Origin of the sequence: Bradyrhizobium sp. SHOUNA76, from assembly GCF_023006445.1 — a bacterium.
GTDB lineage: Bacteria > Pseudomonadota > Alphaproteobacteria > Rhizobiales > Xanthobacteraceae > Bradyrhizobium.
The window spans coordinates 1-17014 of record NZ_JALBHA010000084.1; the positions used below are offsets into that span (position 1 = coordinate 1).

General features: G+C 61.1%; 20 protein-coding genes and 3 pseudogenes. 14 read left to right on the top strand and 9 right to left on the bottom strand.

From position 1 onward, the window contains the following. Positions 1 to 130 precede the first annotated feature (130 nt). Complete coding sequence (locus MOV74_RS12680; RefSeq protein WP_246922158.1) at positions 131 to 424, bottom strand: DUF718 domain-containing protein; 294 nt, start codon at positions 422 to 424, stop codon at positions 131 to 133. 470 nt (positions 425 to 894) lie between these two features. On the opposite strand from MOV74_RS12680, the gene MOV74_RS12685 reads away from it, so the two are divergent. Further along, a complete protein-coding gene (locus MOV74_RS12685) occupies positions 895 to 1353 on the top strand; it encodes an Rrf2 family transcriptional regulator (protein ID WP_246922161.1) in 459 nt (152 codons plus the stop codon). Between the two features lie 26 nt (positions 1354 to 1379). Beyond that, entirely contained in the window at positions 1380 to 2063 is a 684-nt protein-coding gene (locus MOV74_RS12690; protein ID WP_246922164.1) for a class I SAM-dependent methyltransferase, read from the top strand. 707 nt (positions 2064 to 2770) lie between these two features. On the opposite strand, the gene MOV74_RS12695 is transcribed toward MOV74_RS12690, so the two are convergent. Further along, complete coding sequence (locus MOV74_RS12695; protein WP_246922168.1) at positions 2771 to 3232, bottom strand: cupin domain-containing protein; 462 nt, start codon at positions 3230 to 3232, stop codon at positions 2771 to 2773. A gap of 108 nt (positions 3233 to 3340) precedes the next feature. Here MOV74_RS12695 and MOV74_RS12700 point away from each other — a divergent pair, with 108 nt between their 5' ends. Then, positions 3341 to 4903: a winged helix-turn-helix domain-containing protein gene (locus MOV74_RS12700; protein WP_246922171.1), complete on the top strand. Its 1563-nt coding sequence runs from the start codon at positions 3341 to 3343 to the stop codon at positions 4901 to 4903. 160 nt (positions 4904 to 5063) lie between these two features. Here the strand turns inward: MOV74_RS12700 and MOV74_RS12705 are convergent, their stop codons facing one another. Then, the gene (locus MOV74_RS12705; protein ID WP_246922174.1) at positions 5064 to 5531 is read right to left on the bottom strand and encodes an MAPEG family protein; all 468 of its coding nucleotides are present in this window, start codon (positions 5529 to 5531) and stop codon (positions 5064 to 5066) included. Positions 5532 to 5923: 392 nt separating this feature from the next. On the opposite strand from MOV74_RS12705, the gene MOV74_RS12710 reads away from it, so the two are divergent. From MOV74_RS12710 to MOV74_RS12725, 4 genes and pseudogenes are all read left to right on the top strand, one after another. Further along, complete coding sequence (locus MOV74_RS12710) at positions 5924 to 6139, top strand: dodecin family protein (RefSeq protein ID WP_246922177.1); 216 nt, start codon at positions 5924 to 5926, stop codon at positions 6137 to 6139. Positions 6140 to 6300: 161 nt separating this feature from the next. Then, a pseudogene (locus MOV74_RS12715) lies at positions 6301 to 6596 on the top strand (hypothetical protein). 150 nt (positions 6597 to 6746) lie between these two features. Then, positions 6747 to 6938: a hypothetical protein gene (locus MOV74_RS12720; RefSeq protein WP_246922179.1), complete on the top strand. Its 192-nt coding sequence runs from the start codon at positions 6747 to 6749 to the stop codon at positions 6936 to 6938. A 39-nt stretch (positions 6939 to 6977) separates the two neighbouring features. Then, positions 6978 to 7307: a GcrA family cell cycle regulator gene (locus MOV74_RS12725; RefSeq protein ID WP_246922181.1), complete on the top strand. Its 330-nt coding sequence runs from the start codon at positions 6978 to 6980 to the stop codon at positions 7305 to 7307. Positions 7308 to 7669: 362 nt separating this feature from the next. Here MOV74_RS12725 and lepB read toward each other — a convergent pair. Continuing rightward, positions 7670 to 7891: pseudogene (lepB, locus tag MOV74_RS12730) on the bottom strand (signal peptidase I); the annotation flags it as partial. Positions 7892 to 8103: 212 nt separating this feature from the next. On the opposite strand from lepB, the gene MOV74_RS12735 reads away from it, so the two are divergent. Beyond that, positions 8104 to 8451 (top strand): nuclear transport factor 2 family protein, encoded by a 348-nt coding sequence (locus MOV74_RS12735; protein WP_246922183.1) that lies wholly within the window; start codon positions 8104 to 8106, stop codon positions 8449 to 8451. Positions 8452 to 8646: 195 nt separating this feature from the next. Here MOV74_RS12735 and MOV74_RS12740 read toward each other — a convergent pair. The 4 genes and pseudogenes from MOV74_RS12740 to MOV74_RS12755 form a co-directional block, all read right to left on the bottom strand. Next, positions 8647 to 8773, bottom strand: a pseudogene (locus tag MOV74_RS12740) (IS5/IS1182 family transposase); the annotation flags it as partial. Positions 8774 to 8821: 48 nt separating this feature from the next. Beyond that, the gene (locus MOV74_RS12745) at positions 8822 to 9013 is read right to left on the bottom strand and encodes a hypothetical protein (protein WP_246922185.1); all 192 of its coding nucleotides are present in this window, start codon (positions 9011 to 9013) and stop codon (positions 8822 to 8824) included. 208 nt (positions 9014 to 9221) lie between these two features. Continuing rightward, positions 9222 to 9689, bottom strand: a complete 468-nt coding sequence (locus MOV74_RS12750; RefSeq protein WP_246922187.1) for a phasin family protein — start codon at positions 9687 to 9689, stop codon at positions 9222 to 9224. Positions 9690 to 10001: 312 nt separating this feature from the next. After that, positions 10002 to 10217, bottom strand: coding sequence for a helix-turn-helix domain-containing protein (locus MOV74_RS12755; RefSeq protein WP_246922209.1), 216 nt, complete (start codon positions 10215 to 10217; stop codon positions 10002 to 10004). A gap of 1050 nt (positions 10218 to 11267) precedes the next feature. Between MOV74_RS12755 and MOV74_RS12765 the strand changes: the two genes are divergently transcribed. From MOV74_RS12765 to MOV74_RS12790, 6 genes are all read left to right on the top strand, one after another. Beyond that, positions 11268 to 11897 (top strand): Crp/Fnr family transcriptional regulator, encoded by a 630-nt coding sequence (locus tag MOV74_RS12765; protein ID WP_404979136.1) that lies wholly within the window; start codon positions 11268 to 11270, stop codon positions 11895 to 11897. A 373-nt stretch (positions 11898 to 12270) separates the two neighbouring features. Beyond that, the gene (locus tag MOV74_RS12770) at positions 12271 to 12825 is read left to right on the top strand and encodes a hypothetical protein (RefSeq protein ID WP_246922191.1); all 555 of its coding nucleotides are present in this window, start codon (positions 12271 to 12273) and stop codon (positions 12823 to 12825) included. Between the two features lie 128 nt (positions 12826 to 12953). Beyond that, positions 12954 to 13976: an LLM class flavin-dependent oxidoreductase gene (locus tag MOV74_RS12775; RefSeq protein WP_246922193.1), complete on the top strand. Its 1023-nt coding sequence runs from the start codon at positions 12954 to 12956 to the stop codon at positions 13974 to 13976. 125 nt (positions 13977 to 14101) lie between these two features. Beyond that, positions 14102 to 14536: a DUF2846 domain-containing protein gene (locus MOV74_RS12780; RefSeq protein WP_246922196.1), complete on the top strand. Its 435-nt coding sequence runs from the start codon at positions 14102 to 14104 to the stop codon at positions 14534 to 14536. A gap of 27 nt (positions 14537 to 14563) precedes the next feature. Next, complete coding sequence (locus MOV74_RS12785; RefSeq protein WP_246922200.1) at positions 14564 to 15637, top strand: M48 family metallopeptidase; 1074 nt, start codon at positions 14564 to 14566, stop codon at positions 15635 to 15637. Between the two features lie 224 nt (positions 15638 to 15861). Next, positions 15862 to 16206 (top strand): DUF1236 domain-containing protein, encoded by a 345-nt coding sequence (locus MOV74_RS12790; RefSeq protein WP_246922203.1) that lies wholly within the window; start codon positions 15862 to 15864, stop codon positions 16204 to 16206. Positions 16207 to 16265: 59 nt separating this feature from the next. Here MOV74_RS12790 and MOV74_RS12795 read toward each other — a convergent pair. Then, the coding region (locus MOV74_RS12795; RefSeq protein WP_246922206.1) for a hypothetical protein at positions 16266 to 17014 on the bottom strand (749 nt) is incomplete at its 5' end.

Genomic DNA, 17014 nt, shown 5'->3' on the forward strand with positions numbered 1-17014 from the left:
CGTGCCCGCGCACCAGCCGCCCGGCACCGGCAAGGCCGCCGGCACACGGCGGCCGGTCCGTCCGGGCGAGAAGACCCAGCGCTTCACGACCAAGGGCTTGCGGGTGATGAAGTAGCGGGCGCGGCTCGTTCTAAAGCGCGAGCACCACCTCGCCCGAAACGGCATCCGTCACGCCGCGGCTGTTGCCCTGGTCCTCGAGCACGGACCTGAAGCTGTCGAGAGTCTTGATCATCGCCGCTCGCGCCGCGACCATCGCATCCTGACTGGACCAGGTGCCGATGAGGCAGAAGGTCTGCTCACCGGTCTTGATGATGACGCCGTGCTCCAGGCCCGGCCATTTGGCCTTGCCGTTCCGATGCGCGTCGAGGAAGGCGGCTTCCTCACCCGGCTTCACCTTGAACTTGACCACATTGTAAACCTGCATGATGCGCCTCCGACAAAATGGATGGATGAAAACGGGCGCCGCGCGAGGTCAGGACGAAAAGTCCACACGTTGCCCTGGCCGATTGTTGCGCTCGCGCGCGGTGGCGTCACCGTGACAAATCAGCATGGTGACCTCCGCCTTTTGCGCCCGCCAAGACAAAAAGTCGAAAACAACCCCATGCACAGTAGCCGGCACGAGCGGGATCAATGGCTTAGGCGGATTGCGCAGATGTAGACCCGTCGGGCGGAAGGCGTTGCACCGTCGGGCAACACAGGCGCATGGTGGCATCATCGGACAAGTCCTGAGCGCGTCCACTTTGCGACGCGTCACGCAACGCCTGCTGCATTTCCCGGCAGCCTCTGTCCCGACAATCCAAGACTTCGCCCTGCCGTACGGCCTCGCCGCGGGTTGCACCGGTGCGGCAAGGTCGACCGTTGACTTCGACACCGATACGTAACATACCAAGTTACATGAGACGCGACTCCCGATTATCCGGCGTGCTGCACGTGCTGCTGCACATGGCGCAACAGCCCGGCCCGTTCACATCCGAGACCCTCGCGAAGGCGATGGACACCAACCCGGTGGTGATCCGGCGCATCATGGCGGGCCTGCGGGAACTCGGTTACGTTCGCTCCGAGAAGGGGCATGGCGGCGGCTGGACGCTGGCCTACGACCTCTCGAAGGTGACGCTGCGCGACGTCTACACCGCGCTTGGCAGCCCGGCGCTGCTGGCCATGGGCAATCGGACCGAGGCGCCCGGCTGTCTCGTCGAGCAGGCCGTCAATGCCGCGCTCGATCAGGCCTTTAGCGATGCGGAGGCGCTGCTGCTGTCGCGGCTCGGCGAGGTGACGCTGGCGATGCTGAGCGACGATTTCCGCAAGCGCCTCGGGTCCCGCAAGCATCAGGGCATGCGCGCACATGGTGCGTGATTGGCCCATTCAGCAAGGACGACATCATGACCGACATTCAAGCCATGTTCTCCGATCCTCAGGCCGTGGCGAGATATACGGAAGGACCGCCGCGCTTCGTGCCCGGCTACAATGCCATGCTGTCGATGGCGGCGATCCTGCTGGCCGAGCGCGCGCGTGAGGATGCGCGGATCCTCGTCCTCGGCGCCGGCGGCGGCCTTGAGTTGAAGACGTTTGCACAAGCGCAGCCGCGCTGGAGCTTCGATGGCGTGGACCCCTCCGCGGCGATGCTGGCGCTGGCCGGGCAAACCCTGGGCCCGCTCGCATCGCGCGCACGTCTTCATCGGGGCTACATCGACGATGCACCGGAGGGACCGTTCGACGGCGCCAGCTGCCTGTTGACATTGCACTTCGTCGATGTCGAGGAGCGACGCCGCATCGCCTCGGAGGTCCGCCGACGGCTGAAGCCGCGCGCAGCTTTCGTGGTCGCCCATTTGAGCGCGCCCGAGGGCAATGAGGAGCGCCCGCTATGGCTTTCGCGGTACTCCGCATTCCTGGCCGCCTCCGGCGTCGAGCCCGAGCAGGCCGCGGCCGCGCGGAACGCCGTCACCAATCATCTGGAAATCCTCACACCCGCACAGGACGAGGCGATCCTGCGCGAGGCCGGTTTCTCCGAGCCGACGCTGTTCTACACCGGCTTCACTTTCCGAGGTTGGGCGGCCTACGCGTGAGGTGTCACGGCTTCGCCGACCCGGCCGGGCATTCAGGCAAAGCCGGTTGCGCCCGGGCGTGCAGTCATAATTCGTAGCTCGCGACAGAGGTCGCGACCGTCCTGCCTCAAAACCGGACATCGCCAGCACGCGTCTGCTAATCGGCAAAGGGCCAAAAGCAGCCTTGCCGCTTTCCTGAACGTGTCATCCCGCTCGTCGAAGGGCCTTCCAAGCCAGAAGAGCGGCTGCGAGAATTGAAACGGCGCAAAAGGCAATAGCCCCCAATGTGCGGACATCGGGACGTGGCTCATTGATCCATACCAACGCCGCCAGGCAGAGGAACGCCGGGACCGCGCAAGCTTGTGTAGCGATATATTGCTTCCGCAATCGCGACGGCGCACGGGGACCCCAGATGAATTCATTGACCTCAAATCTGCGAGACAAGGTGTCCAACGGCTCCTGAGGATACGACTTAGCCAGCCCTGCCATCACGGCATCAAACCCCATCTGGCAATGCCGAGGAGTACGATGGCAAGCGCGCACAAAAGCAGCGACATTTCACATCCATAGCATCTGCAACATCAGCCGGAATAGTCCGGTTTGGGTCAACGGCGCCGATTTCAGCCGTTGGCAGTCAGGTCCGGTCTACCCTCAACTTCGGAAATGGCCGGGCAAGGCTCAGGCGGTCGCGATGGGCCAGAAGCTGCCATCGAACGCCGGGACGAGGCTTACGCGCGTGTGGTCAAAGCCGACAGCTGATCGGTGTCGTAGCGGTTTCGCAGATCGGCGAGCGACTTTGGATCCGGGGCTCCCTGCGCCGCGAGTTTCGCGAGCTCTTCGAAATAATGCTCGTGGCCGGGCGGAGAGACGGTCATCAGTACGCGAGCCGGCTGCTCACTGACATTCGTGATGTTGTGGGGCACCCCCGGCGGGATGAACAGATAGGTGCCGGGCGTTGCGCGGATCGTCCTGTCGCCGACATGCCATTCACACTCGCCGTCGAGCAGGTAGAAGGTCTCCTCCTGCACCCGGTGAACATGCCTCCCGGTGGCGAACCCCGCCGGGATCGTCCAGTCGAACATGCTCGTGTGCTTGGTATTTTCGCCGGTGACGAGGAACACCATGGGATGACCACGCAGGATGACCCCGTTCGTCTCATCGGGCATGCGAATGACGGCATCGGCGCACATGCGGTCCTCCATTGATCAAATGCTAATTTCTGCAAGCACTTGTGCAACATCGGCCGTCCGCGCCGGGAAGTCGTGAATCCGTTCCCAAAAATCTGCTAAAAGCGTCGAATGACAGTTAGGGGCGACCTCTACCAGTTCGGCCCGTTCCGCCTCGACCCCGAGGCGGGCATTCTGTACCGAGGGGCCGAGCCGACCATGCTTGGGCAGCGCGCCGTCGCGCTGCTGTGCCGGCTGCTCGAAAGCGCGGGCGTACCGGTCTCCAAGGACGCCCTGGTCGCGGCCGGCTGGGGCGGATTGGCGGTTGCCGATAACAATCTCACGGTTCAGATCGCGGCCTTGCGCCGGGTGCTGGCGGAGGCGGCGGATGCTGCGAGCTGGATCGAAACGCTGCCGCGGCGCGGCTATCGGTATGTCGGACCGGCCGTGGTCACCAACGTTCCCGATGCGTCGGCTGCCGACCGCGCCGCGTCGGCACCGACTTTGCCTGACAGACCGTCTGTCGCGGTTCTGCCGTTCTCGAACCTGAGCGGCGATCCGGAGCAGGAGTACTTCGCCGATGGGATGGTCGACGATATCATCACCGGTCTCGCACGCATCAACTGGCTTTTCGTTATCGCGCGAAACTCGACCTTCACCTACAAGGGTCGTGCCGTGGACGTGAAGCAGGTCGGCCGCGAGCTTGGCGTGCGCTATGTGCTCGAAGGCAGCGTGCGCAAGGCCGGCGGTAGCGTGCGCGTGACCGGCCAAATGATCGACGCGTCGACCGGCGCCCACGTCTGGGCCGAGCGCTACGACCGCAGCTCCGACAATATTTTCGCAATCCAGGACGAGATCGCGGTGTCGGCGGTGGGCGCGATTGCGCCGAGCGTGCGGAAAGCCGAAATCGAACGTGTCAGGCGGAAACGACCTGACAGTCTTGATGCCTACGATCTCGTGCTGCGGGCCCAGCCTGACGTCGATTCAGGTATGCCGGAGCAAGTGACAAGAGCGCTTACGCTTCTTGAGCGTGCGATCGCACTCGAGCCGGCTTATGCACTGGCGCACGGCAATGCCGCGATGTGTCACCATTGTCTGTTCCTTCGCGCCGGCTTGCAGGAGGTTAACCGTGCCGCTTCGATCCGCCACGCCCGATCGGCCATTGTCCATGGACAAGACGATGCGCTCGCTCTGACATGGGCCGGATTTTCCATCGGCATGGACGCGCACGATCGCCCCGCCGCGTTTACAGCCTTGGAAGCTGCCCTCGCCATCAGCCCGTCATCGGCGCTGACTTACATTCTCGGCAGCGTAATTCTGGGATGGGGCGGCGAAGCCGAGCGCGCGATAGAATGGAGCGAACAGGGTATGCGGCTGAGCCCGTTTGATCCGTGGGCTTGGGCGGCGTTTGACGCGCAAGCAATGAGCCATTTGCTGCGCGGACATTACGACGAAGCTTGTCGTGCGGCCTACAAATCCGTTCAAGCCAACCCGGCACACAGCATCACTTATGTGCAATTGGCCGCCGCGTTGGCCAAACTTGGCCGGTTGGACGAAGCGAGGGCGGCCGCCGCGCGTGTGCTCGAGCTTCAGCCGGCCTTTCGCTACAGCAGTCAGTTTGCCGGCGTAAACTGTGCGCCGGCGCTTGCGGAGGCTCTTGGCGGCGCGCTGCGGGACGCCGGATTGCCGGAGTAGCCTGGCAAACTGCAGGGACGGGTTGGTTTGGCCTACGATGCGCCGTTGTCCTTTGACGTTTGGCATGTCCGCTTCGGGTCAAAATGCGAAGAACTCAACCTGAGCAGATCTTGTCCGCCATGCATCGCTGGGCGGACCTGAGGGCCAAAAGGCGACATAGTCACTGACGGATTGCAACAAATAGGGTCCAGCAGCTCATATAGATCAAAATCAGAGAACCTAAGGTCCAGAGCGTTGCGCGCGTATCGTGGGTCCTAGCTGTGAAATAGGCGGCAAAATGCAACAGCCGCGAAGTGACGTAGCCATATAGCAGCCATTGAGCGAGCGTTATGGATGGCTCGGTCAAAATGAAGAGAAATCCAGCAACCAAGAAGAACGGCAAGTTTTCAAGATCGTTCAGCTGAATTCGCCGGATGCGATCTACATATTCATTGGGCGCCAATTGTTCAGCATTTGGATTGGGGTTGAGGATCGTCTTCTTAACGTCCTCCGGCGAGCGAAACCCGCCGTTTACCTGCATCATCCGAGCAACCGTCAACCACGACATCATGACTGCTTTGAGAATCATTATACAGGCAGCGATTGCATAGGTTTGAAAAAGGGGATTTTGAAAGCTGAGCTTGTCCATAGGACTTTGCCTTCGCGTTCGGACGATCCTGCCTATTCAATCATACGAAACGGCCCTTCGGCTAGGGTCCGAATGGCCGCTTCGGGTCAATCGCGTCGGTTTGCCCCTGAGCTGATGACTTCCGGTCTGACCGGATAAGCGGACAGCGTCGGATCGGACCGGCAAGTCTCGAACTGGCCATCAGCGGAGGTGAGCCGTCCTCACTCGATCACTTCGTCGCTGCGGGCGAGAAGCGCTGACGTTACAGCCACGTCGACGGGGCGCCCGAGTTCCTCTTAGGGTCAAACAGGAAAGTGACAGCCAATCGGACCCTTTCCGCGGCATCCCCGGCCACGTATCAGCATCGAGATTCAGATGCTAGATTTCAGGCCCCTACCGAATAGGAGGACGACATGCCCGAGAGCGTCTACAAGGTCATTGAACTGATCGGCACCAGCAAAGACTCCTGGGAGAGGGCGGCCGCCAATGCGGTCGAGCAAGCCGCTAAATCTCTCCGAGATCTTCGCATCGCAGAGGTCGTCAAGCTCGATATGCAACTAGATGACAAGGGAAAAGTCGAGCTCTATCGCGCCAAGCTCAACGTATCGTTCAAGTTCGAGGGCTCCTAAGCCTCAGCACCTCGCCCCTTTGCGGGCGAGGATGGCTCATTGGAAAAGCGCGTTGCGCAGTCCGCCAATCAGAGGCTGTTGCCACATCCAGGAAGTCGGCACTAGTCCGGCTGGGACCGATATGATCTGATGCGAGGTAGCGTATGGCGCGTGGTGGTCCCATGTACATGGTCATTCGCACGTACACGAAGGTCCGTTCAGTAGCGGACGCCGCTCGTCGCGCCGAGAGCGGCGTCGGTGATCCCAAGGCAATCGCACGGATTTAGATCTTACCATGTGCTGGATGCGGGCGACGGTGTCGGTATGGCCGTGAGATGACCGCGAAAGCGCCAACGCAGCGAACGCCAAGATAATGGCGTTTGTTCAGGCGGGCCTACATGACCTCGATCTTGGGGTTCCCGAAGTCACCAGCGGTGAGGTTTTGGTGGACATAGAGTGGAATGGTCTACGGGCATAAAGTAGCGTCGCCAGTTGCGTGGCGGGTGCTGCCATTGCTCGTGTAGTCGACCTGATGTCACCCTCGCATTTGCGATGATCGCGCCCTGGATCTACGCGTGCCGCCGGTCAGGAATTGGATCGCAGGTGCTTTTCGAGGAGCAGCAACGCCATGAAGCAACACACCATCCAAACATTTTCCATCACAGCGATCTTCTGGTCGCCGCTCATGCTTGTGGGCACTGCGATGCCGCCAAGAGATCCTGATGAAGAGGGCGAGGAAGAAGATGAGGAGGACGAAAATGGTGAAGGGGAAGACGACGCTGACGAACCGGCGGTCGTGCGCGAGCCGGACGACGATTAGACTAGTCCGTGGTGAGCAGTCTGCGCTATAATATCTCCCATGGGCTGGGATGCGAAAGACGTAGGCCTCCTCACTACGCTCTGGTCCGCAGGACAGAGCGCGGCGCAGATAGCGCGTCGTCTCGGATGCAGTCGTAACGCTGTCTGCGGCATGCTAAGCCGTCAGGGCCTGAAGCGCGGCCACAAGCCGCCTACGGCAAGGCCCAAGATACGACCGCCCCCGAAGCTGCGGCCGCCGTCGTCGGCAGCTTGCGCCCATCCAGTCGCAAAGAAGGTGTCGCGAAACACATCGGCGAGGCAGCAGCCCAAGGAGTTCAGCAGGCAGCAGCTTTACGACATGCTGGCTGATGCGGTCAGAAATACTGGCTAGGAATCACCGCGAACGTCGTTGCGCTTCCGTCAGTGTCTAGCTCGGCTCGATGGGTTCGACCGTCGTGCACCCTTCCCAAGTTCGTCTGCTTCGGCTCACAAACGGACCGTGAGCTTGCAGCGACGGGGGCCTCGGCTTTCTCACCAGCACCTGATGTCATTCGGACATGAGACGTTATGGAAGAAGTCGGCCAATGGCTAACAACAGGCGGCCTTGGAGCTCGATTGTCCGGCTCTACCCACACCACAAACAAGTAGCGCGAGGGTCGATCACCTGCGCGTACCCAAAGCGGGCTCGGCACCGGCAACAGATTTGCGTCGATCCAGAGGCAAATTGCTCTCCTGAATTCGCGGAACCGACTCTCACCTTACCAGATGAAAAATTCGATTCCAGCGCACCGCAAAAGACCAACGCCAAAACATCCAGGCATGCTCGCCCTCGCTGATCGAGAAGAAGATCATCTGCGCTCGGCCAATGATATTCTCGAATGGCACGTAACCCACCGCGGACATCACACGGCTGTCAGTCGAATTGTCACGATTGTCGCCCATCAAGAAATAATGTCCTGGTGGCACAGCGTAGATTGCTGATGACTTCCGGTCTGACCGGATAAGCGGACAGCGTGGGATCGGACCGACATGCTGGCATCAGAGGCCGGCGGGCAAGTAACCGCCTTATGACCTTCGGCATATAGCCCTAGCCCAGCGAGAACATCAGAATTCAAGAATCGATTGGAAGAGACTTAGCTGGTTACCCCGGCCAAATCTCGGATTCTTGGGCGGTGGGAGGTGCTTGTATGTCCTTTGACCCGATGGCCACTGCCGTCGACTGGCTCGATGCCTACCGTGCCGGCGATATCGAAGCGATACTCGAAATGTACGCCGAAGATGCAGTGGTCTACTGCGGTTGTGACGAACTGACTATCACCGGCAGAGAAGGCCTCCGAGCATACTGGGCTGCTCGTATGCGGAAATACCCCGCTGCCGAGCTGGACGATCTTCAGCCTTCGCACGGTGGGACAGTGATCTCGTACGTCAGCGGGGAAAATGTAGTGAACGCGGTCCTGGCATTTAACGCTGCTGGAAAGATCAAGACCCTGAGCTGTGGTCCGCCAGCACAAACTCATGCGTCATGTCGCCTTTGACGCGATGCCTTTCAATGAGGGGCGCCTGCGAACTAAAATCCAAGACTCTGCATCATTTGAGATCCCGCGCTTGAATCCTGGGCCCGATATCGACTGGCGTCCGGCCTTGAGTCGGCGCGTCGGGCGGTCTCGGTGCGTCTCGGTCCAGCCCCGGGGATGCCCGGGGCCGTTCGCGTTGGAATGTTTGGGCGCCTGTCGCAGCCAAATTCGCATTGATGCAAGTTTGACGAACGCCCACATAGTCGGTTGCAAGCTTGTCAAATCGGGTCGCGACACCACGACATTGCCTGATCTTGTTGAAGGACCGTTCGATCAGGTTGCGCGCAGGTGTCGATCATCCGCACCGCCGCGTCATGACCGGTGCCAGACGTCAGCTCGCGGTGCGGATGCGCGGCTCGTCGACCCAGGCTTCCCGCGCGAACCAGGCGTGATCGGTGCGGCAGATCGGACAACGGGTGCGCGAGAAAAACACCGCGCGGCGTCCAAAGCTCTCGCTATCAGTCGTGATGCCGGTGGGAATCGCGTGTCCGGTTTGTGGACATTTGACCATGACCATTCCCATGTTGCCTCCCTTGCGATTTCTCTTTGTTGTGGTTTGCAGAAAAACACCGGCCGGTTGGAATGCGCCTGTCGTTGGAGCGCGGCCTGAGAGGCATCGCGCACCTTGTTGGTCGAGCATGGGGCAGTGGAGCGTGCTCGCTCAGTTGGGCGAGTTCCAACCAGCCGGATCTCCCCTTTAAACGAATCCGAATGTGAAATTGAACGCGCTTTTAGCCGCCTGGGTGGAGGACCCTGGTGAAGTGCTTCCTGATCGGCTCACCCGTTTCCGTCGCGAGCTTCTGGGCAAGCGCCCACAATTCCCTGTTCTGGTCAGAGGCGGTGTCGAACGCCTTGCGGGCTTGCGCCGCCGACAATGTATAGGCGTCTGTGGCGGACTTGCTGCCGAACAGATGAACGAAGAAATCGAGCGCAGAAGCGGCATTGGCGTTTGAGATTTCGAACACCTTGAGCCCGTAGTCGGTCGTGCATCTCGCATTGCTCGAATAGGTCTCACGCAGCGCCTGCGTCATCTCTTCCGATGCCGCCTTGATCTTCTCGCACCCTTCCCGTGCGCGGGCGAGGCCCTGCTCGGCAAGCTCGCGCCCCACGCCGGGCAACATGGCCTTCGAGAAATCCAACCATGGCATCGCGAAAACGCTCGTTCCGTTCGGCGGCAATTTCATTTGGCTTTCAGTCACGCAACATTCCCTTTCTCAAGCGAAAGCATTCCTCGCAACGCTCGCCTGCGTCACGAGAGCTCACGCTCTGTGTTCGATCAGATTTTTGGATGAGCCTTGATCTAGCCCCGACCCGGTATGACTTTGTACTGCGGGAAGCGGGAATGTCGGTTCGGTTTATGACTCTCCCTCAAACTTTTTTTGAGATTGTCAACACAGACGAAGGTATGTCGGGGACTGACGGTGCATAACAGGGATATCGCAAGGGGTGGGAAGTTCCTTCCTCAGCATAAGCATTGCAAAGGAGCCCGGCGCCAGCTGCGGTGGGATGCGCTACGTTTGCGCCAGCTTCGCATGACAGCTCCTGACTGCACATGCGATCAATTCGGCCTCGCGATCGGATTTGATGCAGCCAGCTCCGCGAAGCTTGTTCATTGTTAGTGTGACGGTGGTTCGTCGCACCCCCAACAGCTGTGCAAGCGCCTCCTGCGTCAGCTGAATTACGTCGCCCGCAACCCGATCGTGCAGTTCGAACAACCACCGTGCCATCCGGCATTGGACCGGATGCACTGCGTTGCAGGCCGCCACGTTCTGGAGCTGCAAGAGCTGTGTGCCGAGGTGAAGTCGCAGAACGTGTTTAACCGCGGCGCTTTGCTCAAAAGCATACTTCAATTTTGAGGAGGGTATCCGCAACGCACTGCCGGCCACATAGGCTGTAGCCGTCACAGGCGATCGTAACGAACTGAGCACCGAGAGAGCGCCAACAGCTGTTCCTGTTGACCGAGCCCGGAGCAGCCATTGTCACTGAGGCACCGGCCGCGACGCGATGTCCATCTTGGGGCGGACGCGACCTCGAATCCACCGAATTGGACCTAAGTACGCCTCCAATACTCCGGAAGCCGACGTAGATTCGAAGGCATCCAGACCGAGGTCTCAAGCACTGCCGAGAGCGTCCAACAGCGCGTCCCGTGGAACGAGGGGACGATCGTTGGTGCGAAGCCGCCACTCCGCCCGAAGCACGTTTGGTCAATCCGGACCAAGGTCGCGATCGACAGCAAGCTCCGGGGCTGCGACGCGATCGGTTTGAAAGACGATGACGTGGCACCGAGCGGCTATGCGGCCGATACAGCAAGCGTCCGCCAATGTGGTGGCGGAGCTCCTAAACGCCCGCTTCCAGTAGCTTGTGCTCATCATCGTGTAGATCGCGCCGATCGCGGTGAGAGGCGTGGTTCGCGCAACTCTCTCACCGCAGCGTTTGCCGCGCTCCGGAATTGGAACCCCCTATGGTGTTACCCATACGCATTTTGCAATTGTGCCGCCTAGCGCTTGAATCTAAGTCTCAATGATGGCGCAAGATAAACGTCGCCTCACGGCCGCCTGTGTTGGAGTTTTGTTTTTGAGCTTGAGAGCTTCCGCCGCTGAATTGGATTTCGCCGCGCGAAGTGTACGCCGTTTCAAACAAAGTTCGAGTTTGCCGTCCTATGCCGCTCGAAATGCGGTTCGCGGTGGGCTACGGTGACGCATCCCAGCGGAATTGGGAATCGACTTCTCGCTGCACTACCGGTGGCAGATCTCGGTCTGCTAGCATCCGAGTTGGAGGTGGTCGCGCTCGATCGGGACGCGGTCATCTCGCGAGCGGGTGACCAGACCGAGCACGTCCTCTTCCCACATAGTGGCGCCATTTCGGTGATGATCGACATGGCGAACGGGCAGACGGTCGCCAGCGCTGCGATAGGGCGCGAGGGAGCAGTAGGCACTCTTTCCGTGCTGGGGCCGTCCCCTGCGGCCGTTACCGCCATCGTTCGTGCCGCGGGCACCGCCTCGCGGATCCCCGCATCGCGATTCCACGCGGCCTTTAGCCGAAGCCCCGCGATCCGCCACGCTGTCCAGCTTCACTTCAAGGCAATGCTGATACAACTACAAATCGGCGGAGCCTGCAATGCGTTGCATCCGGTCCAAGCCCGCATGGCACGCTGGCTGCTCCATCTTCGCGACCGCGTCGACCACGACGTCCTGCCACTCACCCAGGAGACGCTTTCGCAAATACTGGGTGTACGACGGACGACGGTGACGCTCCTGATGCGCAATCTGCGCGCTACCGGAGCGATCAGATCTGAACGGCGAGGCGAAATCGAGATCGACCCATCGCGGCTCGCAGCGGTGGCGTGCGAATGCCGCGACGCCATGCGTCTCGACGTCGACGATATCTTTTCTATCGATCCAGCCTGAACTCGCGTTTGGTTCTGCCGACGCGTTAAATGAAACGGGCGATGCGACCCACTTCGGCGTGGCCCAGTGAAGCTGGCGAAGACCGGGCCTGAAATCGTCACCGCCTCGCCGGGTCTCAGGCCATGGCCCAATGCCCTGACCAGGACCTCCCCACCTAGTGTCCGCAACCGGCCCAAAAGCAGCTGTCGGCCGATGGGTCAGGCGGTGTCCGGTTTCCCTCACAGCAGACATGACGATGGCTCTCGTGATGTTCGGTTCAGGGCCGAACAGACGATGTTGTGCGGTCAGGTACGGTCTGCGCGCGGAAGCCACACGTAAGCGGCGGCATATTCGACACGTGCAGGAACATCGTCGACGTTAACCCTGTCGGCAAATGAATCGTCGCCGGACGACAGCCGCCGGCAAAGTTGCCTTATTGGCGACGAGAATTTTCAGCGGCACTAACCTAGGTTGGAGGTGCGTAATGCTGAGAATGGCGTTGTTGGGCCTCCTGATCCTGTTCAGTGTCGGAGTGCTGTCGGCAATGGAGTTGAGCGCTCCACCGCGTCGCGCCGTCGCGATCGTCCAGCCGCTCGCCGAGCAGAGCGCAAGCATCTCTGCTTCCTCTGACGCATCGGCGAAGGCCGATCGCCTCGAGGTTGCCGCTGTGAGCAACGCGATGCCGACAGAGGCAGCTTCAGCCGAAAACCCCGTTGCTCCGCAAGACATCCATGCCGGTTCGTCCGCGCCGGAGCCGATCGTCCGTCATCGGCCCAATCCGAAGACGATCGCGGCCGCCAAACCTCCCAAGCCGAAGCCAAAGCCAATCGTTGTCAAGCGAACCGCCAACGTTCAGCGCGCAAAGGCCGCCAGCGAGACCGAGACCTGTCGGCTCAAGGCATTCGGCGGCTTGCTCAAGGCTTTGAATTTGACCGGCTGCGAAATCTGAAGACTCCACGAGCAGTCCAAACCCTTGCCTGCTTCCTCCAGGAGGCGCTTACGGGCACATGCCTTGTCGCCATTTTTCCCTCCGGCCGACGACTCGCAAACTCTTCCGATCATCCATATCTTGCCCGCATGAAAAAGATCGGATTCCTCTCCTTCGGGCACTGGACGCCCTCACCGCAATCGCAGACCCGCTCTGCTAGCGATACGCTGCTGCAATCGATCGAGCTTGCGGTCGCGGCGGAACAGCTAGGCGCCGACGGCGCCTATTTCCGCGTGCATCATTTCGCGCGCCAGCTGGCTTCGCCCTTTCCGTTGCTCGCCGCCGTCGGCGCCAAGACCAGCACCATCGAGATCGGCACGGCCGTGATCGACATGCGCTACGAGAACCCGCTCTACATGGTGGAGGACGCGGGAAGCGCCGACCTCATCGCCGGCGGCCGGCTTCAGCTCGGCATCAGCCGCGGCTCGCCCGAGCAGGTGATCGATGGCTGGCGCTACTTTGGCTATCAGCCGGCCGAGGGTCAGAGCGACGCCGACATGGGCCGGCGTCATGCTGAGGTCTTTCTCGACCTGCTCCGCGGCGAAGGGTTTGCAGAACCCAATCCGCAGCCGATGTTTCCGAACCCGCCGGGACTGCTGCGCATCGAGCCGCACGCGCAGGGCCTGCGCGAGCGGATCTGGTGGGGCGCCGGCTCGAACGCGACCGCGGTGTGGGCGGCCAGGCTCGGCATGAACCTGCAGAGCTCGACGCTGAAGAACGACGAAACCGGCGAGGCTTTTCACTTGCAGCAGGCGGCGCAAATCCGTAGCTACCGCGCGGCGTGGAAAGAGGCCGGCCACACCCGCGAGCCCCGGGTGTCCGTCAGCCGCAGCATCTTCGCGCTGATGAACGATCGCGACCGCGCCTATTTCGGCGGAGAGCGCGGCGGCGAAGACCAGATCGGCTTCATCGATCCGCAGACCCGGGCGATCTTCGGCCGGAGTTATGCGGCCGAGCCGGATGTGCTGATCGAGCAGCTTCGCCAGGACGAGGCCGTCGCCGAGGCCGATACGTTGCTGTTGACCATCCCGAACCAGCTCGGCGTCGATTACTGCGCGCATGCGATCGAGGCCATCCTCACACATGTCGCGCCTGCGCTTGGGTGGCGGTGACATGAGCCGGCGCTGCACGACCAGAAGTCGCGATTGACTTCGTGCACCACCCTCGCCAATGATGTCCAGGGGACTGTTGGACTAAATAAGGGGCGGGAATGCGCGTGTGTCCGGGGATCTTTGTCTTGGCTGTCTTGCTGGCGGGGTGCGCGTCAGGGCCGATGGGCAGCACGGCTCTGACAGAGAACGTGAAGGCAAATACTGCGCGGCTGGTGGTCTATCGCTCATCCGCCCTGGGTTTCGCGGTCCAGCCAAGCTATTCGGTAGATGGACGGTTCGCTGGAGGCAGTCAGGCTGCCGGTTTCGTGGCCTGCGACCTGCCTCCGGGCCGCCACGAGGTTGCAGTCAATAATCTTCCGCTGAGCAGCAATCTGTTCGGGCAGGGAAGTGAGAAAGTGAGCCTCGATCTGCGCGCTGGCAGCACCACCTACCTCTCCGCCCAGCCGCAGATGGGAATCATCACGCCCGGTGCAATCACGTTGATTCAGGTCACGGAAAGCCAGGGCCGTGCCGACGTCGCCAGCTTGCATCAGAGCAACAGCTCATGTGGCAAGGCGTGATCTGAGGCGCTCCGCCGCAAAGCGCGTATGAAACGCCTTATCCTGCAAGTCATCTTGCGCCTTGGCCGCTATGCGGTCCTTCCTGCCGTCGCGCTGGCCTGCACGATTCTCGCCATCTGGCTGACCATCATGGACCGGTACACGATTGCGGCGCTGGCCACGGCACCGATTGTGTTCGCGATCTTCATGGCCGCGACGGCTCTCGCAATCGGGCTCCTGTTCCTGCCTTCGCGCAAGCATCGCAGTTTCGCAGCCGATGAGCAGACCGCCCCGGGACTCTGGGCGATATGGAAGGAGCTCGATGGCAGCTTTGTCAGATCGAAGCGCACTCTGCTGGTCGACACCGATTTCAACGCCTCGATCTCGGAAGAAAGCCGGTATGCCGGAGTGTTCGGGCAGCATGTCACGCTGACCGTTGGTCTGCCATTGTTGATGATCATGGACCAGCGTGCGGTTCGTGCCGTTATCGCTCATGAAGTGGCGCATGCCCGGCTTCGGCACACCTCGGGAGGCACCAACCTCGCGGATTTCATGGCGGCCGCGGAGAACATTCTCTTTTACGCCGATCCGGAGCACACCGTTACCGGATGTATTGTCCGCATGCTCCTGCATTCCCTGCTCGAAAGGCTTGAGAAGGAATACCGCGCGTTGTCACGGGAGAACGAGCTTGCCGCCGATGTCGAAGCGGCCGAGCAGGTTGGACGCGAGGAGATGGCACGCGCGCTGGTGATGATAGAGGTCTGTGGAGCACGTCTGACCGATCTCGTATTCGCCCCGCTGCAGAAGGAGGTGCTCGGCGCAATAACGGCCCCGTCGCCGCCGTTCGCGCGAATCCTAGATCAGATCGCAGCCATAAGAGCGCCCGGCCCCATGACCGCCGCCGTCGCCAGTCTGAGCCGCGAGCACGATCCCGATTCCACACATCCGCCTTTTGGCCAGCGGCTGGCGAACCTGGGGTACACCGACATACCTGATGTCGGCGAGCTACAAATGTCCGCCGTCGACCAGCTTCTCTCACCGGATGCTGCCAACGGACTCACCTTACGATTCGATGAGGAATGGCGGAAGAAGGTCCAGAAGTGGGTCAGTGTCGGCAGCTGAGCATGCGGCTGTGGCGGCGAGCAGTCGCTCGGACGATCTTCATGCAGCCACGCCAGCTCGACGAGGCAAGGCCCAAAGAATTAATACTGGCATTGCCCTCTCCTCCAATGACTGCTCCCGGCAAATCAACGGGAAAAAGTAGCAAATGTTCCGTTCGCGTTCGGAACGGTCAGCCTGATCGCGAGTTCATCGCTGCGCCGCATGTAGCGGCGAAGGAGAACGCGATGAAGAAGTTCATGCTGATTTCAGCCGCCGCCCTGCTCGTGTCAACGAGCGCGATGGCGCAGTCCACCGTCGTCACCACCACCGGTGCGGGCCATGGCGCTGCCGTGCAGATCGAGCCCGAGTATCGCACCAGGATTCGGTCTTACGTCACCGAGCATAAGGTTCGTCCGGTCGAAACGCGCGAAAAGATCGTGATCGGCTCGCCGGTCCCGCGCGACGTCGAGCTCGCGACGGTGCCGAGCGATTGGGGCCCTTCGCTTACCAAATATCGCTACGTCTATTCGGGCAGCCGCGTAATGCTGGTCGATCCCGAGACCCGCATGGTCGTCCAAGAGGTGGACTGATTGCATCGCATGGCGGGCCGTCGCCTGGCGGCCCGCCCCTGCAATTGCCCTTGGCTCGTCTATCGGTAGCGCCCGATGCCCATCATTCGATATTTTCTTTTTGCAGGCGCATTCGTCATAGCGCTACTCTTCGTACTCGATTGCAATCTGCCGCCGCTTGCGACGGCGTCTGCGGCCCCGGATGTCGATCGAACAATCATTCGAATCCATTCCGCCCACGCTCTCCCTGAAAAGATCATCTTGGACACGTCGATCGGCATTGCCGCTGCGGCAGCCTCGCCCCTGATTGCCGCCGAGGCGCCGAGCCATTCCGCGAGCGACGCGTTGGCAATGGCTGAAACACCGAAGGCGGAGACGAAAATTGCACCTGCAGCTCGGCACGGCGTGACGCGCGCAGCCGGTCTCCGCTCACATCGCACAGCGCGATCGGCGTCCTCGCGTCGACTCTTCGAGCGCCAGGAGATGGTCGGGGCATTCTGAGAGCTGCCGGCATCGCGTGATTGCGACGCAAGAGACGACAGGGCTTCGTGCGGATGAATACTGGATGAATGGATGCGATGTGCGTCGCGCGTTGCGCGTTGCGCGTTGCGCGCGCGGAACTTCGCGGCAGGGTGAAGAGAACGCGTCAACGTGCCCGACCTAAGGAACGTTCGGGCGATTGCCAATTTATCCCGTGCCTGATCTGGCGCTTTGTTTTGGAAACCAATGGAGGAACAGACATGAGGATCCTGAAACTTTCTGCGGCTGCGGCCGCGCTGCTGGCCGGCACGGCGCTCGCCGTTGCGCAATCGAGCTCGACGGTCGGCAC

Coding starts and splice junctions, on each gene's coding strand:
- MOV74_RS12680 (WP_246922158.1), bottom strand. CDS start 424: ATGCAGGTTTACAATGTGGTCAAGTTCAAGGTGAAGCCGGGTGAGGAA.
- MOV74_RS12685 (WP_246922161.1), top strand. CDS start 895: ATGAGACGCGACTCCCGATTATCCGGCGTGCTGCACGTGCTGCTGCAC.
- MOV74_RS12690 (WP_246922164.1), top strand. CDS start 1,380: ATGACCGACATTCAAGCCATGTTCTCCGATCCTCAGGCCGTGGCGAGA.
- MOV74_RS12695 (WP_246922168.1), bottom strand. CDS start 3,232: ATGTGCGCCGATGCCGTCATTCGCATGCCCGATGAGACGAACGGGGTC.
- MOV74_RS12700 (WP_246922171.1), top strand. CDS start 3,341: ATGACAGTTAGGGGCGACCTCTACCAGTTCGGCCCGTTCCGCCTCGAC.
- MOV74_RS12705 (WP_246922174.1), bottom strand. CDS start 5,531: ATGGACAAGCTCAGCTTTCAAAATCCCCTTTTTCAAACCTATGCAATC.
- MOV74_RS12710 (WP_246922177.1), top strand. CDS start 5,924: ATGCCCGAGAGCGTCTACAAGGTCATTGAACTGATCGGCACCAGCAAA.
- MOV74_RS12720 (WP_246922179.1), top strand. CDS start 6,747: ATGAAGCAACACACCATCCAAACATTTTCCATCACAGCGATCTTCTGG.
- MOV74_RS12725 (WP_246922181.1), top strand. CDS start 6,978: ATGGGCTGGGATGCGAAAGACGTAGGCCTCCTCACTACGCTCTGGTCC.
- MOV74_RS12735 (WP_246922183.1), top strand. CDS start 8,104: ATGTCCTTTGACCCGATGGCCACTGCCGTCGACTGGCTCGATGCCTAC.
- MOV74_RS12745 (WP_246922185.1), bottom strand. CDS start 9,013: ATGGGAATGGTCATGGTCAAATGTCCACAAACCGGACACGCGATTCCC.
- MOV74_RS12755 (WP_246922209.1), bottom strand. CDS start 10,217: ATGGCACGGTGGTTGTTCGAACTGCACGATCGGGTTGCGGGCGACGTA.
- MOV74_RS12770 (WP_246922191.1), top strand. CDS start 12,271: ATGAATCGTCGCCGGACGACAGCCGCCGGCAAAGTTGCCTTATTGGCG.
- MOV74_RS12775 (WP_246922193.1), top strand. CDS start 12,954: ATGAAAAAGATCGGATTCCTCTCCTTCGGGCACTGGACGCCCTCACCG.
- MOV74_RS12785 (WP_246922200.1), top strand. CDS start 14,564: ATGAAACGCCTTATCCTGCAAGTCATCTTGCGCCTTGGCCGCTATGCG.
- MOV74_RS12790 (WP_246922203.1), top strand. CDS start 15,862: ATGAAGAAGTTCATGCTGATTTCAGCCGCCGCCCTGCTCGTGTCAACG.